The sequence below is a fragment of the Pseudofrankia sp. EUN1h genome, from assembly GCF_001854645.1.
Lineage (GTDB): Bacteria > Actinomycetota > Actinomycetes > Frankiales > Frankiaceae > Pseudofrankia > Pseudofrankia saprophytica.
The window spans coordinates 139896-164945 of the sequence record NZ_MBLN01000064.1 but is presented as its reverse complement, the minus strand read 5'-3'; the positions used below and the strand labels follow the sequence as shown (position 1 = coordinate 164945).

At 72.9% G+C, this 25050-nt stretch carries 21 protein-coding genes and 1 pseudogene; 8 read left to right on the top strand and 14 right to left on the bottom strand.

All coding sequences use genetic code 11. From position 1 onward, the window contains the following. Positions 1–148 precede the first annotated feature (148 nt). Positions 149–3664 (top strand): carboxylic acid reductase, encoded by a 3516-nt coding sequence (gene car / locus BCD49_RS24285; protein ID WP_071041945.1) that lies wholly within the window; start codon positions 149–151, stop codon positions 3662–3664. Between the two features lie 182 nt (positions 3665–3846). On the opposite strand, the gene BCD49_RS24280 is transcribed toward car, so the two are convergent. After that, positions 3847–5448 carry an MFS transporter gene (locus BCD49_RS24280; RefSeq protein WP_083401668.1) on the bottom strand — a complete coding sequence of 534 codons (1602 nt, stop codon included), beginning with the start codon at positions 5446–5448 and terminating at the stop codon, positions 3847–3849. Between the two features lie 496 nt (positions 5449–5944). On the opposite strand from BCD49_RS24280, the gene BCD49_RS24275 reads away from it, so the two are divergent. Continuing rightward, the gene (locus tag BCD49_RS24275; RefSeq protein WP_007506935.1) at positions 5945–6727 is read left to right on the top strand and encodes a TetR family transcriptional regulator; all 783 of its coding nucleotides are present in this window, start codon (positions 5945–5947) and stop codon (positions 6725–6727) included. Between the two features lie 49 nt (positions 6728–6776). Here BCD49_RS24275 and BCD49_RS24270 read toward each other — a convergent pair whose 3' ends face one another. Further along, a complete protein-coding gene (locus BCD49_RS24270) occupies positions 6777–7817 on the bottom strand; it encodes an alpha/beta hydrolase family protein (protein WP_106410615.1) in 1041 nt (346 codons plus the stop codon). 67 nt (positions 7818–7884) lie between these two features. Continuing rightward, entirely contained in the window at positions 7885–8721 is an 837-nt protein-coding gene (locus BCD49_RS24265; protein ID WP_007506932.1) for an oxidoreductase, read from the bottom strand. A gap of 122 nt (positions 8722–8843) precedes the next feature. Here BCD49_RS24265 and BCD49_RS24260 point away from each other — a divergent pair, with 122 nt between their 5' ends. Then, positions 8844–9746 carry a LysR family transcriptional regulator gene (locus BCD49_RS24260; protein ID WP_071041943.1) on the top strand — a complete coding sequence of 301 codons (903 nt, stop codon included), beginning with the start codon at positions 8844–8846 and terminating at the stop codon, positions 9744–9746. A gap of 104 nt (positions 9747–9850) precedes the next feature. On the opposite strand, the gene BCD49_RS24255 is transcribed toward BCD49_RS24260, so the two are convergent. After that, complete coding sequence (locus BCD49_RS24255; protein WP_007506930.1) at positions 9851–10687, bottom strand: SDR family NAD(P)-dependent oxidoreductase; 837 nt, start codon at positions 10685–10687, stop codon at positions 9851–9853. A 169-nt stretch (positions 10688–10856) separates the two neighbouring features. Here BCD49_RS24255 and BCD49_RS24250 point away from each other — a divergent pair, with 169 nt between their 5' ends. Next, on the top strand, positions 10857–11180 hold the full coding sequence (locus BCD49_RS24250; protein WP_007506928.1) for a hypothetical protein: 324 nt from the start codon (positions 10857–10859) through the stop codon (positions 11178–11180). A gap of 16 nt (positions 11181–11196) precedes the next feature. Here BCD49_RS24250 and BCD49_RS24245 read toward each other — a convergent pair whose 3' ends face one another. Then, on the bottom strand, positions 11197–11979 hold the full coding sequence (locus BCD49_RS24245; protein ID WP_007506925.1) for an SDR family NAD(P)-dependent oxidoreductase: 783 nt from the start codon (positions 11977–11979) through the stop codon (positions 11197–11199). Continuing rightward, positions 11976–12539, bottom strand: a complete 564-nt coding sequence (locus tag BCD49_RS24240) for a nuclear transport factor 2 family protein (RefSeq protein WP_007506923.1) — start codon at positions 12537–12539, stop codon at positions 11976–11978. The genes BCD49_RS24245 and BCD49_RS24240 overlap by 4 nt, the downstream gene beginning before the upstream one ends. 177 nt (positions 12540–12716) lie before the next feature. Between BCD49_RS24240 and BCD49_RS24235 the strand changes: the two genes are divergently transcribed. Beyond that, entirely contained in the window at positions 12717–14900 is a 2184-nt protein-coding gene (locus tag BCD49_RS24235) for an acyl-CoA dehydrogenase (RefSeq protein ID WP_071041942.1), read from the top strand. 74 nt (positions 14901–14974) lie between these two features. Here the strand turns inward: BCD49_RS24235 and BCD49_RS24230 are convergent, their stop codons facing one another. From BCD49_RS24230 to BCD49_RS24220, 3 genes are read right to left on the bottom strand one after another with little or no spacing between them, the layout of a single operon-like run. Continuing rightward, on the bottom strand, positions 14975–15964 hold the full coding sequence (locus BCD49_RS24230; protein WP_083401667.1) for an SWIM zinc finger family protein: 990 nt from the start codon (positions 15962–15964) through the stop codon (positions 14975–14977). Further along, positions 15961–19167, bottom strand: a complete 3207-nt coding sequence (locus BCD49_RS24225; protein ID WP_071041941.1) for a DEAD/DEAH box helicase — start codon at positions 19165–19167, stop codon at positions 15961–15963. The genes BCD49_RS24230 and BCD49_RS24225 overlap by 4 nt, the downstream gene beginning before the upstream one ends. Positions 19168–19226: 59 nt before the next feature. Next, positions 19227–19679, bottom strand: a complete 453-nt coding sequence (locus BCD49_RS24220; RefSeq protein ID WP_007506918.1) for an ATP-binding protein — start codon at positions 19677–19679, stop codon at positions 19227–19229. A gap of 300 nt (positions 19680–19979) precedes the next feature. Between BCD49_RS24220 and BCD49_RS24215 the strand changes: the two genes are divergently transcribed. Together BCD49_RS24215 and BCD49_RS24210 are read left to right on the top strand one after the other, a co-directional pair. Next, on the top strand, positions 19980–21482 hold the full coding sequence (locus tag BCD49_RS24215; protein WP_083401675.1) for an amylo-alpha-1,6-glucosidase: 1503 nt from the start codon (positions 19980–19982) through the stop codon (positions 21480–21482). A 255-nt stretch (positions 21483–21737) separates the two neighbouring features. Next, positions 21738–22100, top strand: coding sequence for a VOC family protein (locus tag BCD49_RS24210; RefSeq protein WP_007506916.1), 363 nt, complete (start codon positions 21738–21740; stop codon positions 22098–22100). 54 nt (positions 22101–22154) lie between these two features. Here BCD49_RS24210 and BCD49_RS24205 read toward each other — a convergent pair whose 3' ends face one another. From BCD49_RS24205 to BCD49_RS24185, 5 genes and pseudogenes are all read right to left on the bottom strand, one after another. Then, a complete protein-coding gene (locus BCD49_RS24205; protein ID WP_007506915.1) occupies positions 22155–22358 on the bottom strand; it encodes a hypothetical protein in 204 nt (67 codons plus the stop codon). A gap of 139 nt (positions 22359–22497) precedes the next feature. Beyond that, positions 22498–22993 (bottom strand): annotated as a pseudogene (locus BCD49_RS24200) (alpha/beta fold hydrolase); the annotation flags it as partial. Positions 22994–23050: 57 nt separating this feature from the next. After that, the gene (locus BCD49_RS24195) at positions 23051–23413 is read right to left on the bottom strand and encodes a hypothetical protein (protein ID WP_007506913.1); all 363 of its coding nucleotides are present in this window, start codon (positions 23411–23413) and stop codon (positions 23051–23053) included. A gap of 138 nt (positions 23414–23551) precedes the next feature. Then, the gene (locus tag BCD49_RS24190) at positions 23552–24298 is read right to left on the bottom strand and encodes a DUF72 domain-containing protein (RefSeq protein ID WP_007506912.1); all 747 of its coding nucleotides are present in this window, start codon (positions 24296–24298) and stop codon (positions 23552–23554) included. Positions 24299–24311: 13 nt separating this feature from the next. Continuing rightward, on the bottom strand, positions 24312–24719 hold the full coding sequence (locus BCD49_RS24185) for an HAD family hydrolase (protein ID WP_007506911.1): 408 nt from the start codon (positions 24717–24719) through the stop codon (positions 24312–24314). A gap of 162 nt (positions 24720–24881) precedes the next feature. Between BCD49_RS24185 and BCD49_RS43685 the strand changes: the two genes are divergently transcribed. Further along, positions 24882–25049 (top strand): hypothetical protein, encoded by a 168-nt coding sequence (locus tag BCD49_RS43685; RefSeq protein WP_007506910.1) that lies wholly within the window; start codon positions 24882–24884, stop codon positions 25047–25049. The last annotated feature ends 1 nt before the right edge of the window (position 25050 follow it).

Sequence of the window (25050 nt, the reverse complement as noted above, 5' to 3'; positions counted from 1 at the left end):
TCGCCGTGGCGGGAGGCCGGTGGCGGTGACTGGCTGGATGGCCACGGGACGGCCGTCCKCCATGGCCGGCTGGCTCTTCCCCTGGGTCGCCGTCTCCAGGGGCACCAGTAGTTGTCCAGACGCAGACCCAACCGGTGCGAGGAAGCCCATGTCAGTGACAGATGTGCGACGGCCGGCCGATCGCCTCGCCGAGCTGGTCGAGACGGACGACGAGCTGCGGGCGTTGACTCCCKACCCGAAGGTCACCGCCGCCGCCCGCCGCCCGGGTCTGTCCTACCGGCAGATCGTCGAGACCGTGCTCGACGGCTACGCCGAACGTGCGGCACTGGGCCAGCGACGGTACGAGATCGTCCAGGACGGCGCGGGACGCGCGCGCCGGGTCGACCAGCCCGGGTTCGACACGATCACCTACGGCGAGCTTCACCGCAGGATCAGGTGCCTGGCCGCCGTGTGGAAACATGATCCGCTGTACCGCGTGGAACCCGGCGATCTCGTCTGCATCCTCGGGTTCGCCAGCACGGACTACGTCACGGTGGACCTGGCGGCGGCCTACCAGCTCGCCGTGAGCGTGCCTCTCCAGGCCACGCTCGCCGCCACCGACCTGCGGGGCACCATCGCCGACACCGCGCCGACCGCGGTGGCGGCGGAGATGGTCGATCTCCACCTGGCGGCGACCCTGGCCGGTACCCAGGAATCCATCCGTACGATCATCGCGCTCAGCTACGACGCCCGGGTCGACGAGGACCGTGAGCGCCTCGCGGCCGCGCGGGACGAACTCGCGAGGAACCGCTCGCGCGCGCGGCTCGTCACGCTCGACGAGCTACTCGTCGCCGGCGCGGGACTACCGGCCTGGGAACCGCCTYCCGCGTCCGCGGCGGGCACGCGTCGGATGACCCTGCTGATCCATTCCTCGGGCAGCACGGGAACTCCCAAGGGCGTCATCGTCACCGAGGGCACGGTGGCGGCCCAGTGGGACCCGGGCGAGCGGCCCGGACCCGTCGTCCGGGTGGCCCTGGCCCCCCTGAACCACATGGCGGGCCGCCACATGATCTACTCGGCGCTCGCGCGCGGAGGCAGGGCGAACATCACCGCCAGGAGCGACCTGTCCACCGTCTTCGAGGACATCCGGCTGACCCGCCCGACCGAGATGTCGGCCTTCCCGAGGATCCTCGACCTGATCCACCAGCACTTCCTCAGCGAGGTCGTCCGGCGCACCTCCGCCGGCGCCGACGCCGCCACGGCGCGTGCCGAGGCGATGCGCCTGGTCCGTACCGAGTTCCTCGGCGACCGGGTGTGCATGATCGGCGGCGCGGGCGCACCCGTGACCCCCCAGGTCCAGAGCTTCATCGAGGAGTGTTTTCAGGTGCGCCTCGGTGGTGGCTACGGCTCGACCGAGGCGGGCACCATGGCCGTCATGGGACGCGTCCTGCGCCCTCCGGTCATCGACTACCGGCTGCGGGACGTTCCCGACCTCGGCTATTTCCTGACGGACAAGCCCTATCCGCGCGGCGAGTTCTGCGTCAAAAGCGAGCGGGCCACGCCCGGCTACTTCAAGCGCCCGGAGGCGACGGCCGCGCTGTTCGACGCCGACGGGTTCCTGCGCACCGGCGACATCGTCGAGGAGCGCGGGCCGGACCAGATCGAGTGGATCGGCCGGCGCAACGACGTGCTGAAGCTCGCTCAGAGCGAGTTCGTCGCCGTCGGCGGACTCGCGACGACGTTCGAGAACGGCAGCGAACTCATCGACCAGATCTTCGTCTACGGCAACTCGGCGCGTTCGTACGTGCTCGCCGTCGTCGTTCCCAACCCGGACGTCGTGCGCGACCGCCTCGGCGACCGCCCCACCGAGACGTCGGTGCGGAGCCTGATCCGGTCGGCGCTGCGCGACGTCGCGGCCAGGGAGGATCTCCGGTCGTTCGAGGTGCCGCGTGACTTCATCGTCGAGCACGAGCCGTTCACGCACGAGAACGGGCTGCTCTCCAGCGTCCACAAACGGATGCGCCCTGCCCTCGAGGCCAGGTACCGCGACCGGCTCGAGCAGCTCTACACGGACCTCGAGCTCAGACGGACCGAGAACCTCACCGCGCTGCGGGAACTGGACGGCGGCAGTGTCCTGGACAAGGTGGCCAGGGCGCTGGAAGTCGCGCTGGGCGTGGAGGACATCGACCGGTCGGCGCCGCTCGGCTTCCTGGACCTCGGCGGGGACTCGCTCGGCGCCGCGGCGTTCTCCACGGTGCTGGCGGGCATCTTCGGCGTCGAGGTGCCGGTCAACGCGATCCTCAGCCCCACGGGCAACCCACGGACGTGGACACGGCTGATCGAGTCCGCTCTCGACCAGTCCAGCGAGCGGCTAACGACCTTCGAACGTGTGCATGGCAAGGGCGCGCGACTCCTGCGTGCCGCGGACCTGGACATCCGCGCGTTCCTCGACGCCGACGTCCTGCGGCAGCCGCCGAGCGAGCCGCCGCCGGCGGTGTCGAACTGCGTGCTGCTCACCGGGGCCACCGGTTTCCTCGGCCGCTTCCTGTGCCTCGAATGGCTCGAACGCCTCGAGGCCACCGGCGGGAGGCTCATCTGCCTCGTGCGCGCGACCGACGAGGCCGCCGCCCTGCGCCGCCTCACGGCGGTGTTCGACACGGATCCGGACCTGCGCCAGAGGTTCGCCGCACTGAGCGAAGGCCGGCTCGAAGTCGTCGTCGGCGACGTGGCGGAACCAGGGCTTGGGCTGAGCGTCGCGGACTTCGACCGCCTCGCGCGCCAGGTCGACCGCGTCGTCCACCCGGGCGCGCTGGTCAACCACGTCCTTCCTTACGAAGACCTCTTCGGCCCGAACGTCGCCGGCACCGCCGAACTGGTTCGGCTCGCGCTGACCCACCGGCAGAAACGGTTCGACTTCGTCTCCTCGGCCGCGACCACCCACCTGCTCGACCGCGGCGCCCCGCGTCACGAGGACTCCCCGCTCCTCGCCGAGATCGATCTCGACAGCCACCGGATGGGCTACGGCGCGAGCAAATGGGCCGCGGAGCAGGTGCTGCTCTCGGCCCACCGCGCGACCGGGCTGCCGGTGAACGTCTTCCGYGGCGACATGATGCTCGCGCACCGGACCTACCACGGCCAGATCAACGTGCCCGACGTCTTCACCAGGCTGCTCACGAGCATCGTGCTCGCCGGCGTCGCCCCCGCCTCCTTCTACCCGCCGACCGAGACGGGCGCCCCAGCCCGCGCGCACTACGACGGCCTTCCGGTCGACTTCGTCGCCGCGACCATCGTGGGAATCAGCACCCAGCCGCACGACGGCGCCCGCAACTACCACGTCCTGAACCACCATGCGGACGACGGGATCTCACTCGACACGTTCGTCGGCTGGATCGCGGAAGCGGGCTATCCGATCGAGCGGGTGCCCGACTACGCCACGTGGTTCGCGCGCTTCGAGACCAAGCTCAAGGCATTGCCGGAAGCGAAGCGCCAGCACTCGTCCCTCACCGTGCTCGGGACCATGAGCAGGCCTCGGCCCGTCGAGCCGATGGTCGACACGACACGGTTCCAGGCCGCCGTCCGAGATCTGCCGGTCGGCCCGCGGATTCCCCACCTGACCCGGGAGTTCATTCACAAATGCCTGGACGACATGATCCGGATGGGGCTTGTCCCCCCGCCGCCGGCCTGAGCCCGACCACACGGCACTCGCCGCCGCGGCACCACCGCGTCAAGATCCCGGCCACATCCGTCAGTACGGGTGCCGACCCTGGCGCTTCACGCCGCCGGCGACGTCATGTGCGACGTCGCCGGCGGTCGAGCGATGGCGGCCACCATCCCGGGGGCGAGGCTCGTGGTCATCCCTGGAACGGGTCACAGCCTCCCCGTCAGCTGTGGCCCGAGCTCGCCACCCAGGTCACCGACCTGGTCCGCCGGGCCGAGCAGGACACGACCGACGTGTAGGCGGCGGGCCGCGAGCAGCGCGGCCGCCGCGGTCGCGGAGCCACAGGCCGCGAGCGCCGGGAGGGCGGCGGCGGCTCCGAAGTGGTCGACGACCGCGCCCGCCAGCGGGGCGCCGACGGCCACGCCGAGCCCGTTGGCGATCACGATCCAGCTGAACCCCTCGGTGCGCCGGTGGGCGGGGACCAGCTCGCCGACGATCGCGGTGCCGGTGATGATCATCGGGGCGAGGGGCAGGCCGGCGAKGGTGACCGCTACGGCGACGACGCCGATCCCGCCCGCCCAGCCCGCGAGCGGGACCAGCGCGGTGCTCGCCGCCAGCAGGCCGGCGGCGACGGCGTACCGGCGCACCAGGCCAACCCGCCACCGGACCATGCCGTAGGCGACACCGGCGCCGAGACTGGCCGCCGTCAGCAGGCTTGGCAGCAGTCCGGCCGCGCCGCCCCACCCGTTCGCCCTCGCGTAGGCGACCAGACCGATGTCCATCGTCCCGAAGAACATCCCGAGTGCCGCGGCCGCCGCCAGCACGGGCACCATGCCGCGGGCGCGCAGCACCGACCGCTCCCGCCGGGGACGCCGGCGTGTCCCGGCTCGGCGCGATGAAGCTTCTCCGAGGCCCGGGCCGACCTCCCGCCGGGACGCGGGTTCCGGCCGCGCGACCGGGAGCAGGGCAGAGTGAGACGGAGCGGCGCCGACGCGCTTCCGGGTCGCCGCGGGGGCGGGCAACGCGGTGAAGGCGGCGGTGCCGACCGCGGCGAACAGCAGCGCGGCGGCCACGCCGGCGGACGGGGTGATGCCGGCGAGCGCGGCGGCCGCGGCCGGCCCGGTGACGAAGGAGACCTCGTCGAGCGCGGACTCCAGCGCATAGGCGGTGTCGAGGCGACGATCATCGCCGAGCCGGTTCGCCCAGCGCTGCCGGGCCACCGGGCCGACCTGGGGGAGGGACGCGCCGGTGGCGACCGCCGTGGTGAGCAACAGCCAGGCGGGCGCGTGGGCGAGCGCGGCGACGAGGAATGCGATGCCGGCGGCGACGTGCACGCCGGCGAGCACCGGCAGCACCGCGCGCGGCCCCGAAACGTCGATGCGGCGGCCGATCGTCGGCCCGGCGGCAGCGCCGGCGAGGGCGATGGCGGCCGTCGTCGCGCCGGCGAGGCGGTAGGAGTCGGTGGTCGCGGCCACCAGGAGCATGCCGCCGATGCCGATCATGGCGATGGGCAGTCGGGCCAGCAGACCCGCGGCCATCATCGACTTGGTGCCCGGCAGACCGAGTAGCCAGCGGTAGGCCGACGTACCGCCGGCGTCCGCTGCCTCGTCGGCGTCCGCGGCCCGGCTGGGCGCCCCGGCCTCGCCGGGTGGCATCGGTGTTGGCGCGGGCGGCGGAGGTGTCGGGGTGGGCGGCGGGCCGAAATCGCCGCCGTCCGGGACCGCCGTGGGCTGGGCGGTGCCCGCGACGGTTACGGAAAGTGAGGGAGGGTGAATGTTTTCGAGCGTGCTTGGACCGGACGACGGGCTCATCAGGGCATACCTCGCGGCCAAGGCGCGGCGGGCGCTCAGCCGGCGGGGTGACGAGTCCCGGATGCGTCGTCATGGCCACACGGTGTGCCGCCCGCGAACGTCGGGCCCGCCCGGCGCTGATGGCCAGATCGGGTCGGAAACCGTTCGGAAACATGCTGGCGGCACCGCCGTAATGGGCGGCCACTGGAAGCCTAACAGCACCCGACGGGCGAGATGCCCGATGTGGCCGTCGCGACAGCGCTCTGGCTAGGTGCGGAGCACCTCGTCGATGGCCGGAGGAGACTGATATCGGCCCGCCGGTTCTCAGGACCGGCGCGAGCCGAGAAGTCCGCCAGGCGTGGCCGCGGGCCTGCTCGCCAGGGCCCCGCCCGCTCGGGTGGCGCCAGCATGGTCGGCGGGCGCGACTGTCCGCTGGGCGGAACCTGCCTGCCTGGCGTGCAACATAGATGAGGGTGACCTCGTTTTCAAGACCTGGTTTGTGATCGGGAGGCTTCAGATGCCGCGTGACGTCGGGGTGCGTCTGCAGGCGCGGCAGGCGCGCAGCGTCGCCACCTTCGAACGGATCCTCGAGGCCGCCGGGGCGCTGTTCGACGAGGTGGGCGTCGACGCCACGACCATGGAGGCGATCGCCGACCGGGCCGGCGTCTCGATCGGTTCGGTCTACCGGTTCTTCGAGAACAAGAACGCGCTGAAGGCGACCCTGTCCGCCCGGTGGACCGCGCGGATTCGCGAGGTCCTCGATCCCGAGCACGCCGACGACGCCACCGTGGGCACCGCCGAGGACGTCGCCGACGGCACCGCTGGGGACGCCACCGCGGGCACCGCCACGGGGGAGGGCCTCGAGCCAGGCCCGGCACGCCCAGGCCGCCGCGAGCCGGACCCCGTCGATGCCGACCCGACGGCCGACATCGACGTCTCGGTCGACCACTTCATCACCGCGCTTCGCCGGGTCCTCGGCGAGATGCCGGGAGCCCGGGGGCTGCTCGCCACGGAGATGCGCGAGCCACTCGGCGAGACCAACGCGTGGACCGACTACCTGCAGCGCTACATCGCCCGGCACGCGCCCGACCTGCCCCCCGAGCGCCGGACCATCGCGGCCCACACGTACCAGACGATCACGTCCGCGATCATCCTCGCCGCCGTGAACGCGGGGCCGGCGCTCGACCGCCACCTCGACGAGGTGCGCACCGTCCTCGCCGGCTACACCCGGGAGCTCGCCCGGGAGTCGGCCGCGGTCCGCTCGCACCGGGACGGCACGGCCTCCGGCGCGAAGGCCTGAGACCTCGTCCCGCGTCGTCCCGCGTCGACCCGGCGCCGGCCGGGCGACCTCAGTCTGCCGCCTGGTAGGTCGCGAGCGCTGAGCGGCGGACGTCGTCGGGCAGTGCGCGCAGCGCGGTGAAGTCGCCCTTGAGGTAGGCGTCCAGGAACGCGGTCACCGACTGGTCGAGCGTCTGGCCGGCCCGGTCGTAGAACATCGTCGAATGCCCGGCGCCATGCAGGGTGACGAAGGAGCGCGGCCCGCGAAGGGTGTTGAAGATCTCGGCGCTCTTGGCCAGCGGCACCACCGCATCCTTGTCGCCGTGCACGATCAGCAGCGGGATCGGCGGGTTGTCGGCGAAGGTCCCCCTGAAGGGGGCGAGCGTCCCGGCAAGTGACACCACGGCCCTGACCCGTGGGTCCCGGCAGCACGACAGGTAGGCCGCCGCGAGCGTGGTCGCGGCGCCGAGCGAGTGGCCGGCGATCGCCAGGCAGCTCGCCTGGAGGTGTTCGGCCAGCGGCGTGCCCGCGGTGGTGCTCCACGTGCCCAGCGAGGTGATGACGAAGCTGACGTCGGCCGGCTGGTTCGGCAGGTCCAGGATCGTCGCGCCGGGACCGCTGGAGAGCGGGAAGGTCGGGGTCGCCACGACGTAGCCCTGACGGACGAGCGGTGCCGCGATGACGTCCGCCGCGACGGTCCCGTCCGCGAGCACTCCGTGGGACAGCACGACCAGGGGGAACCGGCCCGGCGCCGGTCCCGCTCCCGGGACGGCCGGGGCGTCCGGGGCGGCGCCGGCAGCCGGGACGATCGGGTAGCTCACGACGACCGGGATCGTGCGCTCGGGCTTGCCGGCCAGGCCACGGTCGGGCGCCGCGTCGGTAGGCCGGCTGTGGTCGACGAACGTGACCTGGGTCCGGCCGATGCCATAACCGCGCTGGGTAGCGGCGGCCGGGTCATCCGCCGGCAGGCATCCGTGGGGAGCGGCCGACGCCGTCGCCGCCGGCCGCGCCGATGGCGGCGAGCTGGCGGATGGCGACGAGCTGTCGGAACACGAGGTGAGCAGCCCAAGGCCCAGTCCAAGCCCCAGCCCGAGGGCGACGGCCCCGGCCACCCTGGGACCCGGTGAGACCCACCTGAGTGACCGGTTCATGCCGATGCCCCCTACCGCGTTCTGTGGCTCATTCCAGGTCCGTCGTTCTGCTGAGCTTTTCCCACCGCGTCAGGTCCGCGCGCAACAGTTCGTGGTGGGCGGCGATGCTGTCGACGGCATCGTTGCCCAGCGCCAGCCGTAGCGGTGGCTCGGGGCTGTCCAGCACCTCCAGGATCGCGCGGGCGGCCCTGCGCGGGTCGCCGGGCTGGGTGCCGTCCATGCCCTCGACGGCCGCGCGGGTCTGGCTGGTCGAGGCCGCGTACGCCTCGATCACCCGCGACCGGTGCATCCGTGCCCCGCCGAACTCGGTGCGCAACGCCCCGGGCTCCACGATCAGCACCCGGATGCCGAACGGCGCGACCTCCGCGGCCAGCGCCTCGGAGATGCCCTCGAGCGCGAACTTCGCCGCACAGTACGCCCCGAAACCCGGCATGGTCACCTGGCCGCCCATCGAGCTGACCTGAACGATCGTCCCACCGCGCTGCGCCCGCAGCTGCGGCAGGACGGCCTTGGTCACCGCGACGGCACCGAAGAACATGACGTCCATCAAGGCCCGCAGGTCCGTGAGGTCGAGCTCCTCGACGGCACCGACACTGCCGTGGCCGGCGTTGTTGACGACCACGTCCACGCGGCCGAACTCGGCCACCGTGCGCGCGACCGCGGCGGTCACCTGCTCCTCGTCGGTGACGTCCAACGGCGTGGTCCGCACCCGCTCCGCACCGGCGGCGACGAGATCGGCGAGCTGGTCCGGCTGTCGCGCGGTTGCCATCACCCGGTCGCCGGCTTCCAAGGCCGCCAATGCCAGCTCTCGGCCGAATCCCGCGGAACATCCGGTGATCAGCCAAACCCGGCCGGTCTTCGTCATCGTCGCTCGCATTCGTGTTCAGGTCGTCCGCGCGCCTCGTCGCGCACTGTCGCGTCTACCCTGCCTCGGAATGGCGGAACCGGGCCAACACGCGTTTCCTTCTGCGGTTACAGTCTGATTCTGTGACCGTGGAGCTGCGCCATCTGCGATATTTCGTCGCGGTCGCCGAGCACCTCAGTTTTACCCGCGCCGCGCGGCAGCTGCACGTCGCCCAGCAGTCGTTGTCGCAGCAGATCGGCGCGCTCGAAGGCGGTCTCGGGGTGCGTCTGTTCGACCGCGACACCCGTGGAACGCGGCTCACCGACGCGGGGGAGGCATTCCTGCCGGAGGCCCGCGCCGTGCTCGCCAGGGCCGAGGCCGCCGTCACCGTCGTGCGGCGCGCCGGCCGCGGCGAGATCGGCCACCTCGACCTGGCGTTCCTCGCCTCCACCGCCAACTACATGATGCCGCCGGTGGTGCGGGCCCTGCGGGAGCGTTTTCCCGGCATCGAGCTCACCACCCACAACGGGCAGATCGACGAGCTCGTCGCCGGGCTGCGCGACGGCCGGTTCGACGCGGCGTTCACCCGTCCGCCCCTCGTCGCCGACCTGGCCATCCGTACGCTCGCCACGGAACCGGTCTGCGCGGTCCTGCCCGTCGGCCACCCACTCGCCGACCGGGCCGAGCTCCACCTCGCGGACCTGGCCGACGAGAACTGGGTGCTGACACCGCGGGAGTCGTGGCCGCCCTGGCACGAGAAATACGACCGGGACTTCGCCGCCGCCGGCATCACGCCGAGGGTCGTCCAGCGAGCCAGCGGCGTGTCGAACCTGCTCGGGCTCGTCGCGGCCGGCGTCGGCGTGACCCGGCTTGCCCGCTCGGCGCGCAGCATCCGGCGCACCGGGGTGGTGTTCGTACCGCTCGCCGGGGACCGCRCCGAGACCGTAATCGCCTGGCTGCCCGCCCACGACCGGCCCGTGCGGCGAAACCTCCTGGACGTCGCCGCCGACCTCGCGGCGACGTCCGACCTCACGCGCTGGGGCTGAGCCGTGAATGCCAGCCCGGAATACGTAATGCGGTCGAGAAACGCGATGCGGGCGCGGCGCGGCGTGGCGCGCAGGTCGGTGGGTTCGGTCAGCCGGTCGGCCGGTCAGACCGAAACGCCGGTCCGGTCGACGAGTTCGAGGCTTCGCGTCCACAGGTCGGCCCGGGCCTGCTTGTCGTACGCCTGGCGGTTGGGTGCCGTGTCGCGAGTCCGGTCGAAGAAGCGGCCGGTGACGCCGGCGACCTCGGTGCTCGCGACGAGCCGGTGCGTGGCGGCGACGCCCTCGTCGATGCTGTCGATGTGGTGGCCGATCTCCGCCAGCACGATCTTGGTGGGCATGTAGGTCGCGGGGTGCAGGCTGTTGACGGTCACCTCGGCGGCGGGCAGCCGGTCGGCCAGCTCGAAGCCGGACATGATCTGGGCGAGCTTGCTCTGGCCGTAGGCGCGCGTGCCGCTGTAGCCGTGCTCGATCATCAGGTCGTCCAGGTCCAGCGGATGCTGGCCGATGGAGGCGACGTTGACGATGCGGGCGGGGGCGGACCGGCGCAGCAGCGCAAGCAGGTCGAGGGTGAGCAGGAACCCGGCCAGGTAGTTGACGGCGAAACGCAGCTCGTAGCCGTCGACGCTGGTCCGGCGGGTGCGTCCGTCGGGCTCGCCGGAGCCGATGCCCGCGTTGCTGACGAGGACGTCGAGCCGGTCGGTCGCCGCCCGCACGTCGGTGGCGAGCCGGCGCACCTGGGCCAGCTCGGCGAGATCGGCCTGGACGGTCGCGGGTCGCGGGCCGTGGTGGGTGGCGTGGATGTCGTCGGCGGTGTGCGCAAGCTTGTCGGGGTCGCGGCCGTGCAGGATCAGGGTGGCGCCCTCGGCGGCGAGCCGGTGCGCGAGCGCGCGGCCGAGACCGTCGGTCGCGCCGGTGATCAGGACGGTTCGCGGGTCGGTCATGTACTCCTCCTGGCTGCGGGGGTGAACCTGCCGATCGGGACGCGGATAGGAGAGATCGTGCGGCCGGCGGTGGCGTCGGTGCCGGCGGTGAGTCGACGGTCAGGACCCATACTCCGCCGTCGCGGGCGTCACCAACCTTGGGGAGCGACGACGGGGCCGAAGGAGGACCGTGGACGACCCGCATGTGCATGTCGAGTGGACCGTGCCGAACACCAGCGCCGAGGTGCGGGCGGTGACGGCGTCGGTGTTCGGGCTGGTCGGCGACGCGCCCCGCACGGTGCGCGCGGGATGTGGCGCCGAGGTGCCATACGCCGCGACGTCGCCGCACCCCGAACGCGTCACCTGCCTGCCGTGCCGAGATCACGCCCGCGACCGGCATCTTCGCTACGCCGCCACGATCGAGCAGTCGGCGCCGCTGCTCGGCGCCGACCAGGTCCAGGCCGCCCTCGCCGCCGCGCGCAGGCTGCGCGCGCTCGCCGACCGGTTCACCTGACCTGGTCCCCGCGACGTCAGACCTTGTAGCCGCCGTCGACGCTGATGACCTGGCCCGTGATGCCGCGCCCGTCGTGGCCGGCGAGCAGCACGGCCATTCCGGCCAGCTCGTCCGCCTCTAGGACCCGGTGCTGGAGGCTCTCGGACCTGGCTCGCTCCTCCTCCGCCTCGACGGAGGTCCTCCGGGCCCTGGCGATGCGCTCGAAGTCGAGCATCGACGTGTTCGTCCAGCCGGGGCAGAGCACGTTGGCGTTGATGCCGAACCGGGCGCCCGCCTTCGCGAGCTCCTTGGTGAATCCGACGAGACCGTGCTTCGCCGCGGTGTAAGGCACCGAGCCGCCGGTGTTCTTCGCCGCGCCCGAGCCGATGTTGATGATGCGCCCGAAGCCGCGGTCGCGCATCGACGGGAGGGCGGCGCTGGTCGCCCACCAGGCCGACGTCAGGTTGAGGACCAGGGTTCCCTCGAAGGCGTCGTCGTCGCCGGCGAACGGGTCGAGGTTGCCGGCGACGCGGCCTCCGACGTTGTTGACGAGGATGTCGACCCGGCCGAACCGGTCGAGTGCTTCACGGACGGGCCGCCGGGCGTCGTCGCGGTCCGACGCGTCGGCGACGACGGCCAGCCCCCGGTCGGCTCCGGCTCCGGGTCCGACCCCGGCCCGCGCGAGCGTGGCGTCGAGGTCGGCGCGGGTCCGGGAGGAGACCACGATCGTCGCCCCCTCGGCCGCGTAACGGACCGCGATGGCCTGGCCGATGCCCCGGCCGCCGCCGGTGATGACAGCGACCTTGCCGTTGAGGGTCATGCGCGGTAGCCGCCGTGCTCGGCCCAGAATGCCTGCCAGCTGTTCTCCGCGTAGGGCACGGTGCCGACGCCGTCGTGGTGCTTCGGCCATTCGGCGGCCCGCTGGTGCAGTGGCCGTTCGGCGGTCTCGATGCCGAACCACAGCTCGTGGCGGCGGGAGGCGAACTTCCACTCCCCGTCGACCCGCCGGTAGCGGTCGCGGTACAGGATCGCCTGCTCGACGAACCGCCCCGGCTGGGCGCCATCGCGGGGCTCGATGTACCCGCGGCAGTAGACCAGCCCGTGCGCCCTGTCGTCGTCGTCGAAGTCGATCAGGTGGTTCCCGACGAGGAGGATCGTCACCCCCACCGCGCCCATGCTCTGCTGGAATCGCGACCGCCACGCCGCCGGACCGCGTCCGTCGCCGGTGTTGGCCTCGGGGGCGAACAGCTCGGCGGCCGCGTCCAGGTCACGGCTGTCGAGGCCCCAGGCGTAGCGGTAGGCGAGTTGGCGGATCTCGTCGCGGTCGGCGGCCCGCCGCAGGCGGCCGAGTTCCTTCTCCGTGAGCTCTGTGAGCGGCATCCGGCTCCCTCGGCCTCCTGGCCCCGGCGCCCCGACCGCGGCTTCCCTGGCGCGCGACGTCGGCGCCAGATCGAAGATCTATAGATAATATATACACTATGCTTGCTCGTTGGCGCGGATCCGATCCTGAGTGAGCGCCGGCCGCCAGTTCCCGCCCGCCGTGAGGAGCAGACAGACGTGTCCATTGGTCTCGACGACGACCACGCGGCGCTTGCCGACTCCGTCCGGGGCTTCGTCGCCCGGCACGCACCGTCCGAGCGGGTGCGGGCCGGTCTRGYGGACTGGCCGGGCGGTGCGGCGCCGGACTACTGGCGCGACGTCACCGAGCAGGGGCTGACCTCGCTGCACCTGCCGGAGGAGCTGGACGGCGCCGGCGCGGGGGCCGTCGCGCTCGCGGTCGTCGTCGAGGAGACCGCCCGCGGCCTGCTCCCAGGGCCGCTGCTGCCCAGCCTGCTGACCAGCTCGGTGCTCGCGCGGTACGGCGGCGACGAGCTGCGCAAGCGCGTACTGCCAGCCCTGGCGGCCGGCGCCACGGCGGCCACCGCGCTGTCCACCCACGGCCTGACGGCCTCGGTCGACGCCGATGGCGGCTACCGGGTCAGCGGGTCCACGGTGCCGGTGCTCGGCGCCCCCCGCGCGACGCTGCTGCTCCTCGGCGCCGCCACCCCCGACGGCGGCGAGCTGTGGTTCACCGCCGAGCCAGGTCCCGGGGTCGAGGTGGTCGCGGGCGCGCCGGTCGACCACACGCGCGCCGTCGGGACGGTCACCCTGACCGATCTCGCCGTCGGCCAGGAGAGCGTGGTCGCGGCCGGCGCCGGCCAGGTCCGCGCGGTGGCCGCGGTGCTGTTCGCGGCCGAGGCGGTCGGGCTGGCGCGGTGGTGCGTGTCGACCGGCGTGGACTACGTGAAGGTCCGCGAGCAGTTCGGCCGGCCGGTGGGATCGTTCCAGGCCATCAAGCACAAGTGCGCCCGGCTGTTCGTCGACGTCGAGACGATGTCGGCGGCGGCGTGGGACGCCGCGCGGGCGCTGGACGAGAACGACGAACAGCTGGCGGTGGCCGCCGCGGGCGCGGCCGTGGCCTGCCTGCCCCGGGCGACGGAGATCGGGCTGGAGACGATCACGCTGCTCGGCGGGATCGGCTACACGTGGGAGCACGACGCGCACCTCTACTGGCGCCGGGCGATGACGCTGGAGAGTCTGCTGGGCCCGGCCGCCGACTGGGAGCACCGGCTCGGCGAGCTGGTCGCGGGCACGAGCCGCGACTTCGACATCGACCTCTCCGGCGCCGACCCCGCCTTCGGGGAGCGCGTCGCCGGCGTGCTCGCCGAGGTGGCCGCACTGCCGGCGGACGGGCCGGCGCGGCGCGAGCGGCTCGTCGCCGAGGGCCTGGTGGTGCCGCACTACCCGAGGCCCTACGGCATCGCGGCGAGCCCGATCGAGCAGCTGGTGATCCAGCGGGAGTACGAGCGGTCCGGAGTGGCGCAGCCGAGGCTGATCATCGGTGACTGGGCGCTGCCGACCATCCTCGCGCACGGCACCGACGAGCAGAAGGAGGCGTTCGTGCCGCCGACCCTGCGCGGCGAGCTCGTCTGGTGCCAGCTGTTCAGCGAGCCAGGCGCCGGCTCCGACCTCGCCTCGCTGTCCACCCGGGCGCAGAAGGTCGACGGCGGCTGGCGGCTGAACGGGCAGAAGGTGTGGACGTCCAACGCCCACGAGGCGCACTTCGGTATCTGCCTGGCCCGGACCGACCCGGCGGCACCGAAGCACAAGGGCATCTCCTACTTCCTCGTCGACATGACCTCGCCGGGCCTGGAGGTCCGCCCGCTGCGGGAGGCGAACGGCGGCTACCTGTTCAACGAGGTCTTCTTCAACGACGTGTTCGTCCCCGACGACCGGCTCGTCGGCGAGGTCAACCAGGGCTGGGGACTGGCCCGCACGACGCTGGGCAACGAGCGGGTCAGCATCAGCGGCATGCAGCACATCCCGACCGACCTGCTCGACCTGGCCGCCTCCGGCACGCTCGCCGCCGCGCCGCGCGACGTCACGCGCGAGGTCGGCCTGACGTTCGCCGCCGCGCACACGCTGGCCGCGCTCGCCCTGCGCACCACCCTGCGCAGCCTGTCCGGCCTGCGGCCCGGCGCCCAGGCGAGCGTGTCCAAGGTCGCCTCCGGCGTCCTCGTGACCCGGATCGCCGAACGGGCGATGCGCTGGCTCGGCCCCGCCGCCGCGGCCGCCGACGGTCCCGGCGGCCAGCGCACCCAGCGTTACCTGACCGTCCCGCCGCAACTGATCGGCGGCGGCACCGTCGAGATCCAGCTCAACGTCATCGCTGAGCGCATCCTCGGCCTGCCCCGCGGCTGAGTCGTCGGGGCCCGCCCCCGCGGCTCGGCGCCGGGTCAGCATGGCGGGTCGGCGTGACGGGTCGGCCTGAGAGGTCAGCCCGGATCGCCCGGCGCGTCGCGCGCGCCGGGCATCCGCCGCCGGGTCGTCAAGAGTTCGTACGCGGGGCGCAGCGCCTCGCGCAGGTCACCGAACGGTTCCACCACCAGCGGACCGCACAGTTCCAGCAGGATGTCGGGGCGCGCGGCCGGCACGCGCTGATCAGGCGGGGCGCCCTGGCGGCCCGCGGGGGACGGCGACGACCAGAACGGGGAGAGGGAGCTGGGCAGCGGCTCCCCGCCCCCGCCCCCGCCCCCGTCTGCCTGGGCCGCCGTCGTCGGGACGCGCGGCGGGCCGGGTGYCGCCTGGGACCAGCCCGGTCCCGCCGGCCAGGAGTAGGCGCGCGGGCCACTTCCTGAGGGTGTGCCGCTTCCCGAGGGGGAGGCGACGCGTGGGCGCAGGCGGCGGATCTCGCCGAGAAGGGCGTCGCGCTCCCGGCCGCGCAGCGCGAGGAGCGCGAACGGGTCGAGGTCGATCGTGTCGGCGAGCTGGTGGCAGGCCGCCACGAGGTGCGCGCACGGCCGGTGCCAGTCGGCGCACGTGCAGTCCATCGCCAGGTCGTCGGCACGGGTGGGGAAGAGCGAGAGCCCGAGCCCCGCGAACGTCTCCGTGAGGTCCGTGGGCATCGAGCCGGCCAGCAGCGTGGCGGCGTACCGGGCCTCGGCCGCGAGCGCGTCCTCGATGCGGCCCCAGTCGGCGTCGCCGAACGTCCGGACGGCGAGCCGGGCCTTGTGCAGGTCCTCTCCCGGGTCGCGGACCATCGCGACGACGAGGTTGCCGGATCGCCGCACGTGCAGCACGGCCTCGGTGCGCACCAGGGCGCGGCCGGCCCGCAGCGGCTCCGGCAGCGTCATGCCCTCGACCAGCGCGAGGAACTGGGACGACCACCACGCCCGCCCGCGCCGCTGGCCGCGTCCCCCGTCTTCGCCGCGGCTCCGGTCGCCGCCGCGGTCAGGGGTGCCTCCGCCGCCGTCCGGGTCGGTCATTGGACGGCCTCGGGAGCGAGCGCGACGAGGTCCAGCAGCTCGTCGGTGGACAGCGAGGCGAGCCAGCTCTCGCCGCCGCCGACGATGGTCCGGGCCAGCGCCGCCTTGTCCGCGAGGATCCGGTCGATGCGCTCCTCGAGCGTGCCCATGCACAGCAGTGTCTGGACCCACACGTCGCGCCGCTGCCCGATGCGGTAGGCGCGGTCCGTCGCCTGCGTCTCCACCGCCGGGTTCCACCAGCGGTCGATGTGGATGACGTGGTTCGCCGCGGTCAGGTTCACGCCGGTGCCGCCGGCCTTGAGGGAGAGCAGGAACACGCCCGGTTCCCGCCGGGTCTGGAAGCGCTCGATGAGCGCGTCCCGCTCGGCCGCCCGCAGGCCGCCGTGCAGGAACGGCACCTCGACACCGAGCCGGGTGGCCAGGTACGGCGCGAGCATGGCGCCGAAGCGGGCGAACTGGGTGAAGCAGAGAGCGCGCTCGCCGCCCGCGACGACCTGGRCGAGCAGCTCCTCCAACCGGGCGAGCTTGCCGGACCGTCCCGCCAGCGCCGAGGAGTCCCCGAGCAGGTGGGCCGGGTGGTTGCAGACCTGCTTGAGCCTCGTCATCGCCGCGAGCACGACGCCGTTGCGTCGTACCGGTGACGAGGCGTCCCGCAGCCGCGCCATCATGTCGTCGACGACCGCCCGGTACAGCGACGCCTGCTCCGCCGTCAGCGTGCACAGCTGGCGCAACTCCACCTTCGCCGGCAGGTCACGCAGCACCGACGGGTCGGTCTTGACCCGGCGCAGCACGACCGGGCGGATCCGCCGGCGCAGCCGGGCGGTCGCGTCGGCGTCGCCGTAGCGCTCGATCGGCACCGCGTAGCGGGCGCGGAACGAGCTGGCCGAGCCGAGCAGGCCCGGGTTGACCGCGTGCATGATCGACCAGAGGTCGCCGAGCCGGTTCTCCACCGGGGTGCCGGTCAGCGCGACCCGGTGGCGGGCGGTCAGCCGGCGCACGGCGCGGGCCTGGGCGGTCGCGGCGTTCTTGATCTGCTGCGCCTCGTCGAGGACGAGCCGGTCCCAGGTGACCGGGCGGAACTCGTCGACGTCGCGGGCGAGCTGCGTGTAGGTCGTGAGGACCAGGTCGTGCCCGGCGGCGGCCTCGGCCACCGCCACGGTCCGCTGCTGGCTGGCCGCGTGGTGGACGTGCACCCGCAGGCCGGGCGTGACCTGCTCCGCCTCGCGCAGCCAGTTCCCGAGCACCGAGACCGGGCAGACGACGAGGGTTGGTCCGCGGCTGGCGGCGCCTCGGGTCGCGCCTCGGGTGAGCAGCTCCAGCGCCAGGACCTGGATGGTCTTGCCCAGGCCCATGTCGTCGGCGAGGACCGCGCCGACGCCGAGCCGGTCGAGCAGAGCGAGCCAGGCGAGCCCGTGCGCCTGGTAGGGACGCAGCCGCACGCCGAGGCCGGCGGGCGGCTCTACCAGCGGCGGCCTGTCATCCGGCGACCTGTCACCCGGCGACGCTCCACCAGGCTGGCGGCCGGTGCCGGCGAGCAGCGCGCCCAGCCAGCCGTCCGCCGCCACCTCCACCTCCGCGCCGGAGACGTCGCCTCCGCCTTCGTGGGGGTGCAGGCCGGTGTAGGCGAGGACGTCTCGGACGGTCATCTGGCCGCCGGCGGACTGCCGGGCGAGGTCGAGTCCGGCCAGCGCGCCCGGGTCCACCCGGGTCCAGCGGCCCCGGACCTTGACGAGCTCGGCCTTGGCCGCCGCGAGGCTCTCCAGCTCGGCGCGGCTGAGCTCGACGTCGCCCAGGCTGACGGACCACCGGAAGTCGACGATCTGGCCGAGGTCCGTCGTGAGGTCACGAAGGATCGGCGTCACCGGGTTCACCGCGCGCACGGCGAGCCGGGGGGTGGGGCGGACCGGCCGCGTCCACCAGGACGGCACGAGCACCCCGAAGCCCTCCTGCTCCAGGTCGCCGGCGAGGCCGAGGAACTCCCGGGCATGGTCGAGGGACAGGTCGAGTCCGGTCGGTCGGGCCTCGCGCAGGGCCCGGCCCAGCTCCGGCCACACGGCGACGGCCCGCCCGAGCCCGGCGAGCAGCGACTCCTCGGCGTCGGTGGTCCACGCCGCGGGCCCGGCGGGCCGGCGGCCCCAGACCTGTCCGGCGGGCACCTGGACACCGGGGTCGTCGACGGCCTGGAGCAGGAAGTCGACCCGCCAGGCGTCGTCGTCGCCCGGAGCCGTCCTCGACAGGGCGCCCGGCTCGCCCAGCCGGAAGCACACCCGTGCCGGCCACGCCCGCGTCCCGCCCGAGCTCCACGTCCCGACCTTCTCGGCGAGCTCACCGACCGCGGCGTCGACCGCGGCACCGGCACTGGTACCAGCACCGGTGGCGCCGTTGGCCGCGCCGCCGCCGGGGGTGAGGCGCGGGTCGCCGCCGAGGGCGCGCAACCAGCCGGCCGTCGCGGCGCCGAGAGGCGACCGCCGTGGTCCCGGGGCCTTCGGCGTATGACGGGCCTGGCGCAGCCGGCCGCGGGCGTGGGCGTCCACCAGATCGTCGAGCGCGGCGTCGAGGGTCGCGGTCGGGTCGTTCCCGGCGGTGGCGCCGGCGCCGACGGCCCGGAACGCCGGGGGCATGGCGGCGGCCAGCTCGTCGAACCGTCCGGCGTCCGGCCCGGTGAGGACCGGCCGCCAGCGCGCCAGTGGCCCGGCGCCGTCCCACCCGACCGCGGGAAGGACCCGGCCACGGTCGACCAGGTCCGCCGCGAACGCGTCGACCGCCAGCAGGAACTGGGCGGAGGCCCCGAGCTGGAGCGCCTCGCCCGGCCCCCGCGCCGCGCCGAACGCCAGCGGAGCATCCGGGCGGACCGTGTAGACCAGCCATGGCCGAAGCGCTGGCCCGTGGTCGGCCGCCCCGGCCCCGTCAGGCGCGGGACCGGCGTCGGCCGCGCGGGTCGCCCCGGCCACCGTGGCCGCCCCGGCGGCGAGGTCCGGCGACGCCAGCGGTCCCGTGGCCGTGCTCGGCAGCAGCATGGTGAGCTGCCCCGCCGCGGCTGGTCCGCCGGTGGCGAGCGGGGCCAGCTCCGAAGGCAGGGCCGCGAAGGGATGGAGCGCCGGGGAGCCGTCGGTTTCTCGCGGCGCCTGACCCCACCGTCGCGTGTCCTCGGCCCACAGCCAGATCCCGCCTACGGTCGCGCAGGCGCCGTGCACGACCAGCATCGACCCTCCCAGGGGCCGTTACCCGGGCTCGGGCATCGCCACAGGACTCGCCCGCCAGCTTACGTAGGCAGCAACTCGCCGGCTTCCTCGTGGTCGGAGCGGGACGGCTGCCGCGGCAGGGTGAACCAGACGGTCTTACCGTCGCCGGCCAGCGGCGCCGCGCCCCAGTCCTGCGCGAGCGCGTCGACCAGGTGGAGGCCTCGGCCGCCGAGCGCGCCGCTGTCCGCCTGCTGTGCGCGCGGAATACGGCTGTCGGGGTCCTTGACGCCGATCCAGAGTTGAAGGTCGGAGGCTCGGATCTCGACGGTCGGATGGCCTCGGCCGTGCAGGACGGCATTGGTGACGAGTTCGCTCGTCAGCAGGAGGGCGACGTCGACGAGTTCCCCTTCGACGCCGACGTGGTTCAGCAGCGGGGCGAGCCGCCGCCGGGCCTGCCGAGAGGAGTGCGTCGCCGCCGGCAGAGTAAAGCGCCCTATCAGACGACCCTGCGAGGTCTCCGGCGGCGTGGTCATGCAAGTGGCATGCGCGGAGCCGGTGTGCTTCAAACCAGCGGAGCCGGCCGGACCGGCCCGGCCCAGCCAGGTCCGAAGTATGGATGCCCGACCCGGTTGAAAGCAGGGTGCATGGCTGGTCGCGCGCCGGGAGCACCCATGGCTGGGCGTCACGGACTTTTGGTCGGTGCTTATGGCAATGAAGGGCCCGGCGGCTGAAAAGGCGGCGCGGTGAGTCGGTCCTGGCCGTGTGGGGTGTGTGTAGCGGCCTTTCGGGGACGAACCACCTAGGTGGGGCGAATCGGCGAAAGGAACGGCACCGTGACGACACTCGAGGACGCGTCCGCGCCGGGCACCGGACCGCTGCCGGTGAGAAGGACGAGCGCGGTGCCGGCCGAGCGCCCCGCGGAGCCGAACAGCGTCAAACCCCCTGCTCCTCGGCGGGCCGGTCCGGTCACCGAGCCCGACGCATCCAGCGGTCTCGCCGGGACGGACACGCCCGGGGGCGCCGGTGTCGAAGCCGCGCGAGCCTGTGCCCTCGAGGTGCTGCGTTCCAACGACGGCGGGAAGTTCACTCGGCCGTCGGGGCGGCTGTATCCACATCAGTGGCTGTGGGACAGCTGTTTTGTCGCCATCGGCCTGCGCCATGTGGACGTGGACCGGGCCGCCGACGAGGTGAGGTCGCTGTTCGCCGGGCAGTGGCCGAGTGGGATGTTGCCGCACATCAGGTTCTGCCCGGCCGGAGGTGAGCCGTACCACGCGGACCCGGGGCTGTGGCGGGTGCGGAGCGTGGTCGAGGCGCCGCCGGTGACGGAGACCAGTGGGGTCACCCAGCCGCCGCTGGTGGCGGAGGCGGTCGCCCGCGTCGGCGAGGCCATGCCGGCGCGGCCGCGGCTCGCCTTCTACCGGCAGGTGCTGCCTGGTCTGATCGCCTATCACGAGTGGCTCTACCGGGAACGCGACCCCGAGAACACCGGCCTGATCGCGGTCGTGCATCCGTGGGAGTCAGGCATGGATGACACACCACCGTGGTCGGACGCCGTCCGGCACCTCATGCCCGCGAGGGTGCGCGCCRCCAAGAACGCGGGAGCGGCCGACGTGCTCGACGGCCTTCGCCGCGACAACAAGGCGGTACCCGCCGGAGAACGGATCGCGGCGGACGAGCTGTTCACCCTCTACGAGCTCACCGGCCGGCTGCGGGCGGCGCGATACCAGTTCGACGAGCTCCGGACGGCTGGCCTGCCGCTGATCCGAGATGTGGGGTTCAACGCGGTGCTGGTGCGGGCCAACCGCCAGCTCGAGATGGTCGCGGCCGACACCGGGCAGGAGCTTCCCCCGACGCTTCGCCGGGCGATGCGCACCACCCGGGACGCGTTCAGGAACATGCTGGTCGACGGGTTCCCACGGCACCAGGACGCCCGCACCGGGCGGTCGCTGCCGGACGACACGGTGGCGGGTTTCCTCGCCCTTTACGCCGGCGGGCTGCCGCCCGAGGAGGCCGCCCGCCTCGCCGGGCAGCTCTTCGGCCCCCGCTGGACCGGGCGGTACGGCCCGGCCAGCCTGGCCTTCGACGCTCCCGCCTTCGACCCGGGCCGGTACTGGCGGGGACCGGTGTGGCCCATGGTGAACTGGCTGCTCGTCGACGGGCTGACCAGGGCGGGCCGGGTCGCCGAGGCGCGGCGGCTGCGGGAGGAGACCATCGAGCTGGTCACCCGCTCCGGAAAGCCCTACGAGTACTACTCGCCCGTCGACGGCGGTGGCCACGGCGCGCCCGACTTCGCGCCCACCGCCGCGGTGTTCCTCGACATGATCCACGCCGAATGACACGCCCTTCGCCGGATGACACGTCCACCCCGACGCTTCGAGCGGAGCGTCGTCGAAGCGGGGGTCGGCGAAGCGGCGGGACGTGAAGGATCTACTCCGCCGGTGCTGTAGTCATGATCCCCAGGCTGCCTGCTCGGGGGGTCCTAAATCCGGTCATCACCCCGTGTTCCTGGCATCGGCACGGGTATCCAACGCGCGTCGATGCATCCACCGCCCGTCGATCCGCCGGACCAGGCGGCAGCGAGGAGGTTCACCGTGGCGCTCAGCTGGAAGTGGCTTGTGGTCGACTGCGTCGACCCGGTCCAGGTCGCCCGGTTCTGGGCCGACGTCTTCGGCGTCCGCGCGGAGGCCGACCAGGACGACGGCGAGTGGATCGTCGTCTCGCCGGACAGCTCGGTGAAGCTGCTGTTCGTCCCGGTGCCCGAGGCCAAGACGGTCAAGAACCGGCTGCACCTTGACCTGACGCCGTCCTCGCCCGACGAACAGCAGGCCGAGGTCGAGCGGCTGGTGGCGCTCGGCGCCACCCGAGCGGACGTCGGGCAGACGGGCGAGGAGTCGTGGGTGGTGCTCGCGGACCCGGCTGGCAACGAGTTCTGCGTCCTGAGCGGCAAAGCCTGAACAGGCAGACGAGATTCGCCTCTGGATCTCTGGATCGGATCCCAAAGATCAGAGTCAGGCGGTCGCCGTCGTCTCGACCCGCTTCGCGCGGCGTGGACGTGAACGGCGGGGCTGGCTGCCGAGATCGTGCGAACGCTGCGGGGCGGCGCCCGCGGCGACGGCGTCGAGATCGGCATTGATGTTTTCCGCGATCAGCCCGAGCAGATGCCGCCGGTCTCCTTCGTCGATACCAAGCAGCAGACTGTCCACGAGGCTCATACCGGAACTCCCTTGTCCTGGGCCGCGGGACGATCCGGCAACCTGCCTCTCATCTACCCTGTTGACTAGATCGCCACACTTAATCGCCCATTTCCGGYGCCTGTGGGGCCGCTCAGGATGCTCGCCGCGCGGGTCGCGATCAGGCGAGGAAACCACCCAGGGCGTCGACGACCGCCGCCGGGTTCTCCTCCGCCATGTGGTGGCCCGAGTCGATGGGCAGGCCACGGAGGGTCGTTGCCCACGGCCGCCAGATCGCGACAGGGTCACCATAAAGTTCTTCCAGATCATCGCGGGTCGACCACAGCAGCAAAGTTGGGCATTGGACGGTGCGGCCGGCACTCCGGTCGGCCTCCTCGTGTTCCCGGTCGACTCCGAGGCCGGCCCGGTAGTCCTCCACCATCGCCCGAACGGTCGCCGGGTCGTGGCTCGCGGTGTGGAACTCCCGATGGTTCGCCCGGCCCATGGCCTCCGGGTCGCTGGTGTACCAGGTGTCGGGGTCGGCCAGGATGGCTCGTTCCGGCTTGTCGGGCTGGGCGAGGAAGAACCCAGTGGTACCAGCGGCGCGCGAACGTCGCGTCGCACCGGGCGAGCGCCTCGCTGATGGGCACGCCATCCATGACCACGAGCCGGTCGACATCGGCCTACGGCCTGTTACCTGGAGGGCTGGTCGATCTACCTGGAGGACTGGTCGATCATTCCCAGGGAGCCTCGTCGCCCATCTTCTTGTAGTACTTGGCCAGGTGGTTCTTGACTCGGGTGATGTCGGTGTCGGGGAGGTCGACGCCGCCGCGCGAGCCCTGCATGACCGCCGCCGCGGCCATCACCCCCCGCGGAACGACTGTCAGTTCGCCGTCGATCACGTCGGCGATGAGCAGCTTGTAGCCGGTGAACTCGTCTTTCTTGTCCCGGTCGTACCAGACGTGTGCCTCGCGGTACTTGCCGTTCGGGGCGTCCTGGGCCTGCGCCCACCGCCGGACCCGCTTCTCGGCCGCGGCGCCGTTCCAGGCACGCTTCCGGTCGGCAAGGGGAAGGTCGTGGAAGGTCGTGACAGACATGCGGGCCTCCTCGTCGTCCGCTGGCGATCGTTCTGCGTTGACCATTTCCCCAGTCCGGCCGCGCAACACCACCGGTTCGCGGCGTCCGGGCCGAGCTGGCCGCCGGGCCGGCGATGATCAACGCGTCGGCGTCCGGGCTCAGGGGGACTCCAGGCGGCTGGCGCAGAGCTGGCGCAGGGTCAGGGCGTTGCGGACGGCGTGACCGTGGCCGTCGTTGTTGAAGTAGGCGTAGACGTCGAGGCCGCTTCGGTGCCATTCGAGGAGCCGGTCGCTCCACCACCGCAGGTCGTCGTCGCTGTACGAACCGGAGTAGAGAGCGCCGTGGTCGGGTCCGTGTAGTCGGACGTAGACGAACGACGCCGTGGCTCGTAGGACGCACGGCAGGTTGGCGCCGCTCATGACGCAGTAGGCCGCCTGATGACGTTCGAGCAACCGGTAGACGGGTTCGGTCTGCCAGCTCTCGTGGCGTAGTTCCACGGCCATCCGCAGCCACGACGGAACACCTGCGAGGAAATACTCCAGGCGGGCGTCGTCCCTGCTCTGGCGGACGTCCAACTGGGTCAGGACCACCGCCCGGCGCTCGCCCAGCTCATGCCAGCCGCGGGCGATCCGCTCGGTCCAGGCCTCCGGGCCGTAAAGGCGCTTCGCGTGGGTAAGCCCGCGTGGCGCTTTCACCGACATGGCGAAACCGGTGGGCAGTCGCCGGCGCCAGGAGGCGAAGCTGGCGTCCGTCGGCCACCGGTAGAAGCTGGCGTTCAGCTCGACGGTGTCGAAATGGCGGGCATAGATCGCCAGCCGGTCCCGAGTGGGCGTTCCGGGCGGGTAGAGCACGCCCTCCCAGTGGTCGTAGCTCCAGCCCGACGTCCCGATGTACAGGCTCGCCACGGCACCACCCTGATCACGAACGGACGGACATCACGCGGACTGACATCACGCGGTCAGCCTGCTTGGCGTAGGAGCCGGCCGATCGGGGAGGCGCCGAGGTGGCCAGCACCACCCGGGCACCGCGGCGGCGCAGTTGTCGCAGCAGGTCGCGGGCACCCGGCAGCGGCCGCATCAGGCCGAAGAAGGCCGCGTAGTGCTCGGTGTGGGCCGCTTGCAGCACATCGTCGCGGTCACGGACGCGATGGGGCAGCATCGCGTCGAGCATCTGGTCGGAACCCATGCCGATCCGGCGGTGCAGGTCGGTGACCGTCACCGGATGCCCCTCCTGCCGGAACGCCCGATACCAGGCGAGGGCATGGAAGTAGTTCGTGTCGACGAGCGTCCCGTCGATGTCGAGCAATACCGCGACCGAATCACCCACGTCCGCCTCGGTACCCCCGTACGGGCTCGCCCATGCGGGCCACCGCCCCGAGCCTCGGCCGGGCGGGTCGGGCCGAAACGCGGGCTCCCGGATTCGCCGGCGGCCAGCTGGGGAAGGCGATCGGCGGGAACGACGAAGCCCAGCCGACGAAGGAGGACCGCTGTGAAGGTCGGGTACAGGCTGGCGACCGACACCTTCGGCCCAGCCAAGATCATCAGGCGGGAGGTCCTGGTGAGCGCGGGGCCCGATCCCGACGGTCTGCTCGCCTTCTTCGCCGCCGCCCCGTCGACGTCGCCGCGCGTCCTCACCCCGTCCGCGCAAGCGGCCTGAG

Excerpts from the sequence above, each read along its gene's own strand:
- BCD49_RS24205 (WP_007506915.1), bottom strand. The coding sequence starts at position 22,358 with ATGAGCCTCGTGGACAGTCTGCTGCTTGGTATCGACGAAGGAGACCGG.
- BCD49_RS24275 (WP_007506935.1), top strand. The coding sequence starts at position 5,945 with ATGCCGCGTGACGTCGGGGTGCGTCTGCAGGCGCGGCAGGCGCGCAGC.
- BCD49_RS24265 (WP_007506932.1), bottom strand. The coding sequence starts at position 8,721 with ATGACGAAGACCGGCCGGGTTTGGCTGATCACCGGATGTTCCGCGGGA.
- BCD49_RS24255 (WP_007506930.1), bottom strand. The coding sequence starts at position 10,687 with ATGACCGACCCGCGAACCGTCCTGATCACCGGCGCGACCGACGGTCTC.
- BCD49_RS24245 (WP_007506925.1), bottom strand. The coding sequence starts at position 11,979 with ATGACCCTCAACGGCAAGGTCGCTGTCATCACCGGCGGCGGCCGGGGC.
- BCD49_RS24240 (WP_007506923.1), bottom strand. The coding sequence starts at position 12,539 with ATGCCGCTCACAGAGCTCACGGAGAAGGAACTCGGCCGCCTGCGGCGG.
- BCD49_RS24220 (WP_007506918.1), bottom strand. The coding sequence starts at position 19,679 with ATGACCACGCCGCCGGAGACCTCGCAGGGTCGTCTGATAGGGCGCTTT.
- BCD49_RS24195 (WP_007506913.1), bottom strand. The coding sequence starts at position 23,413 with ATGTCTGTCACGACCTTCCACGACCTTCCCCTTGCCGACCGGAAGCGT.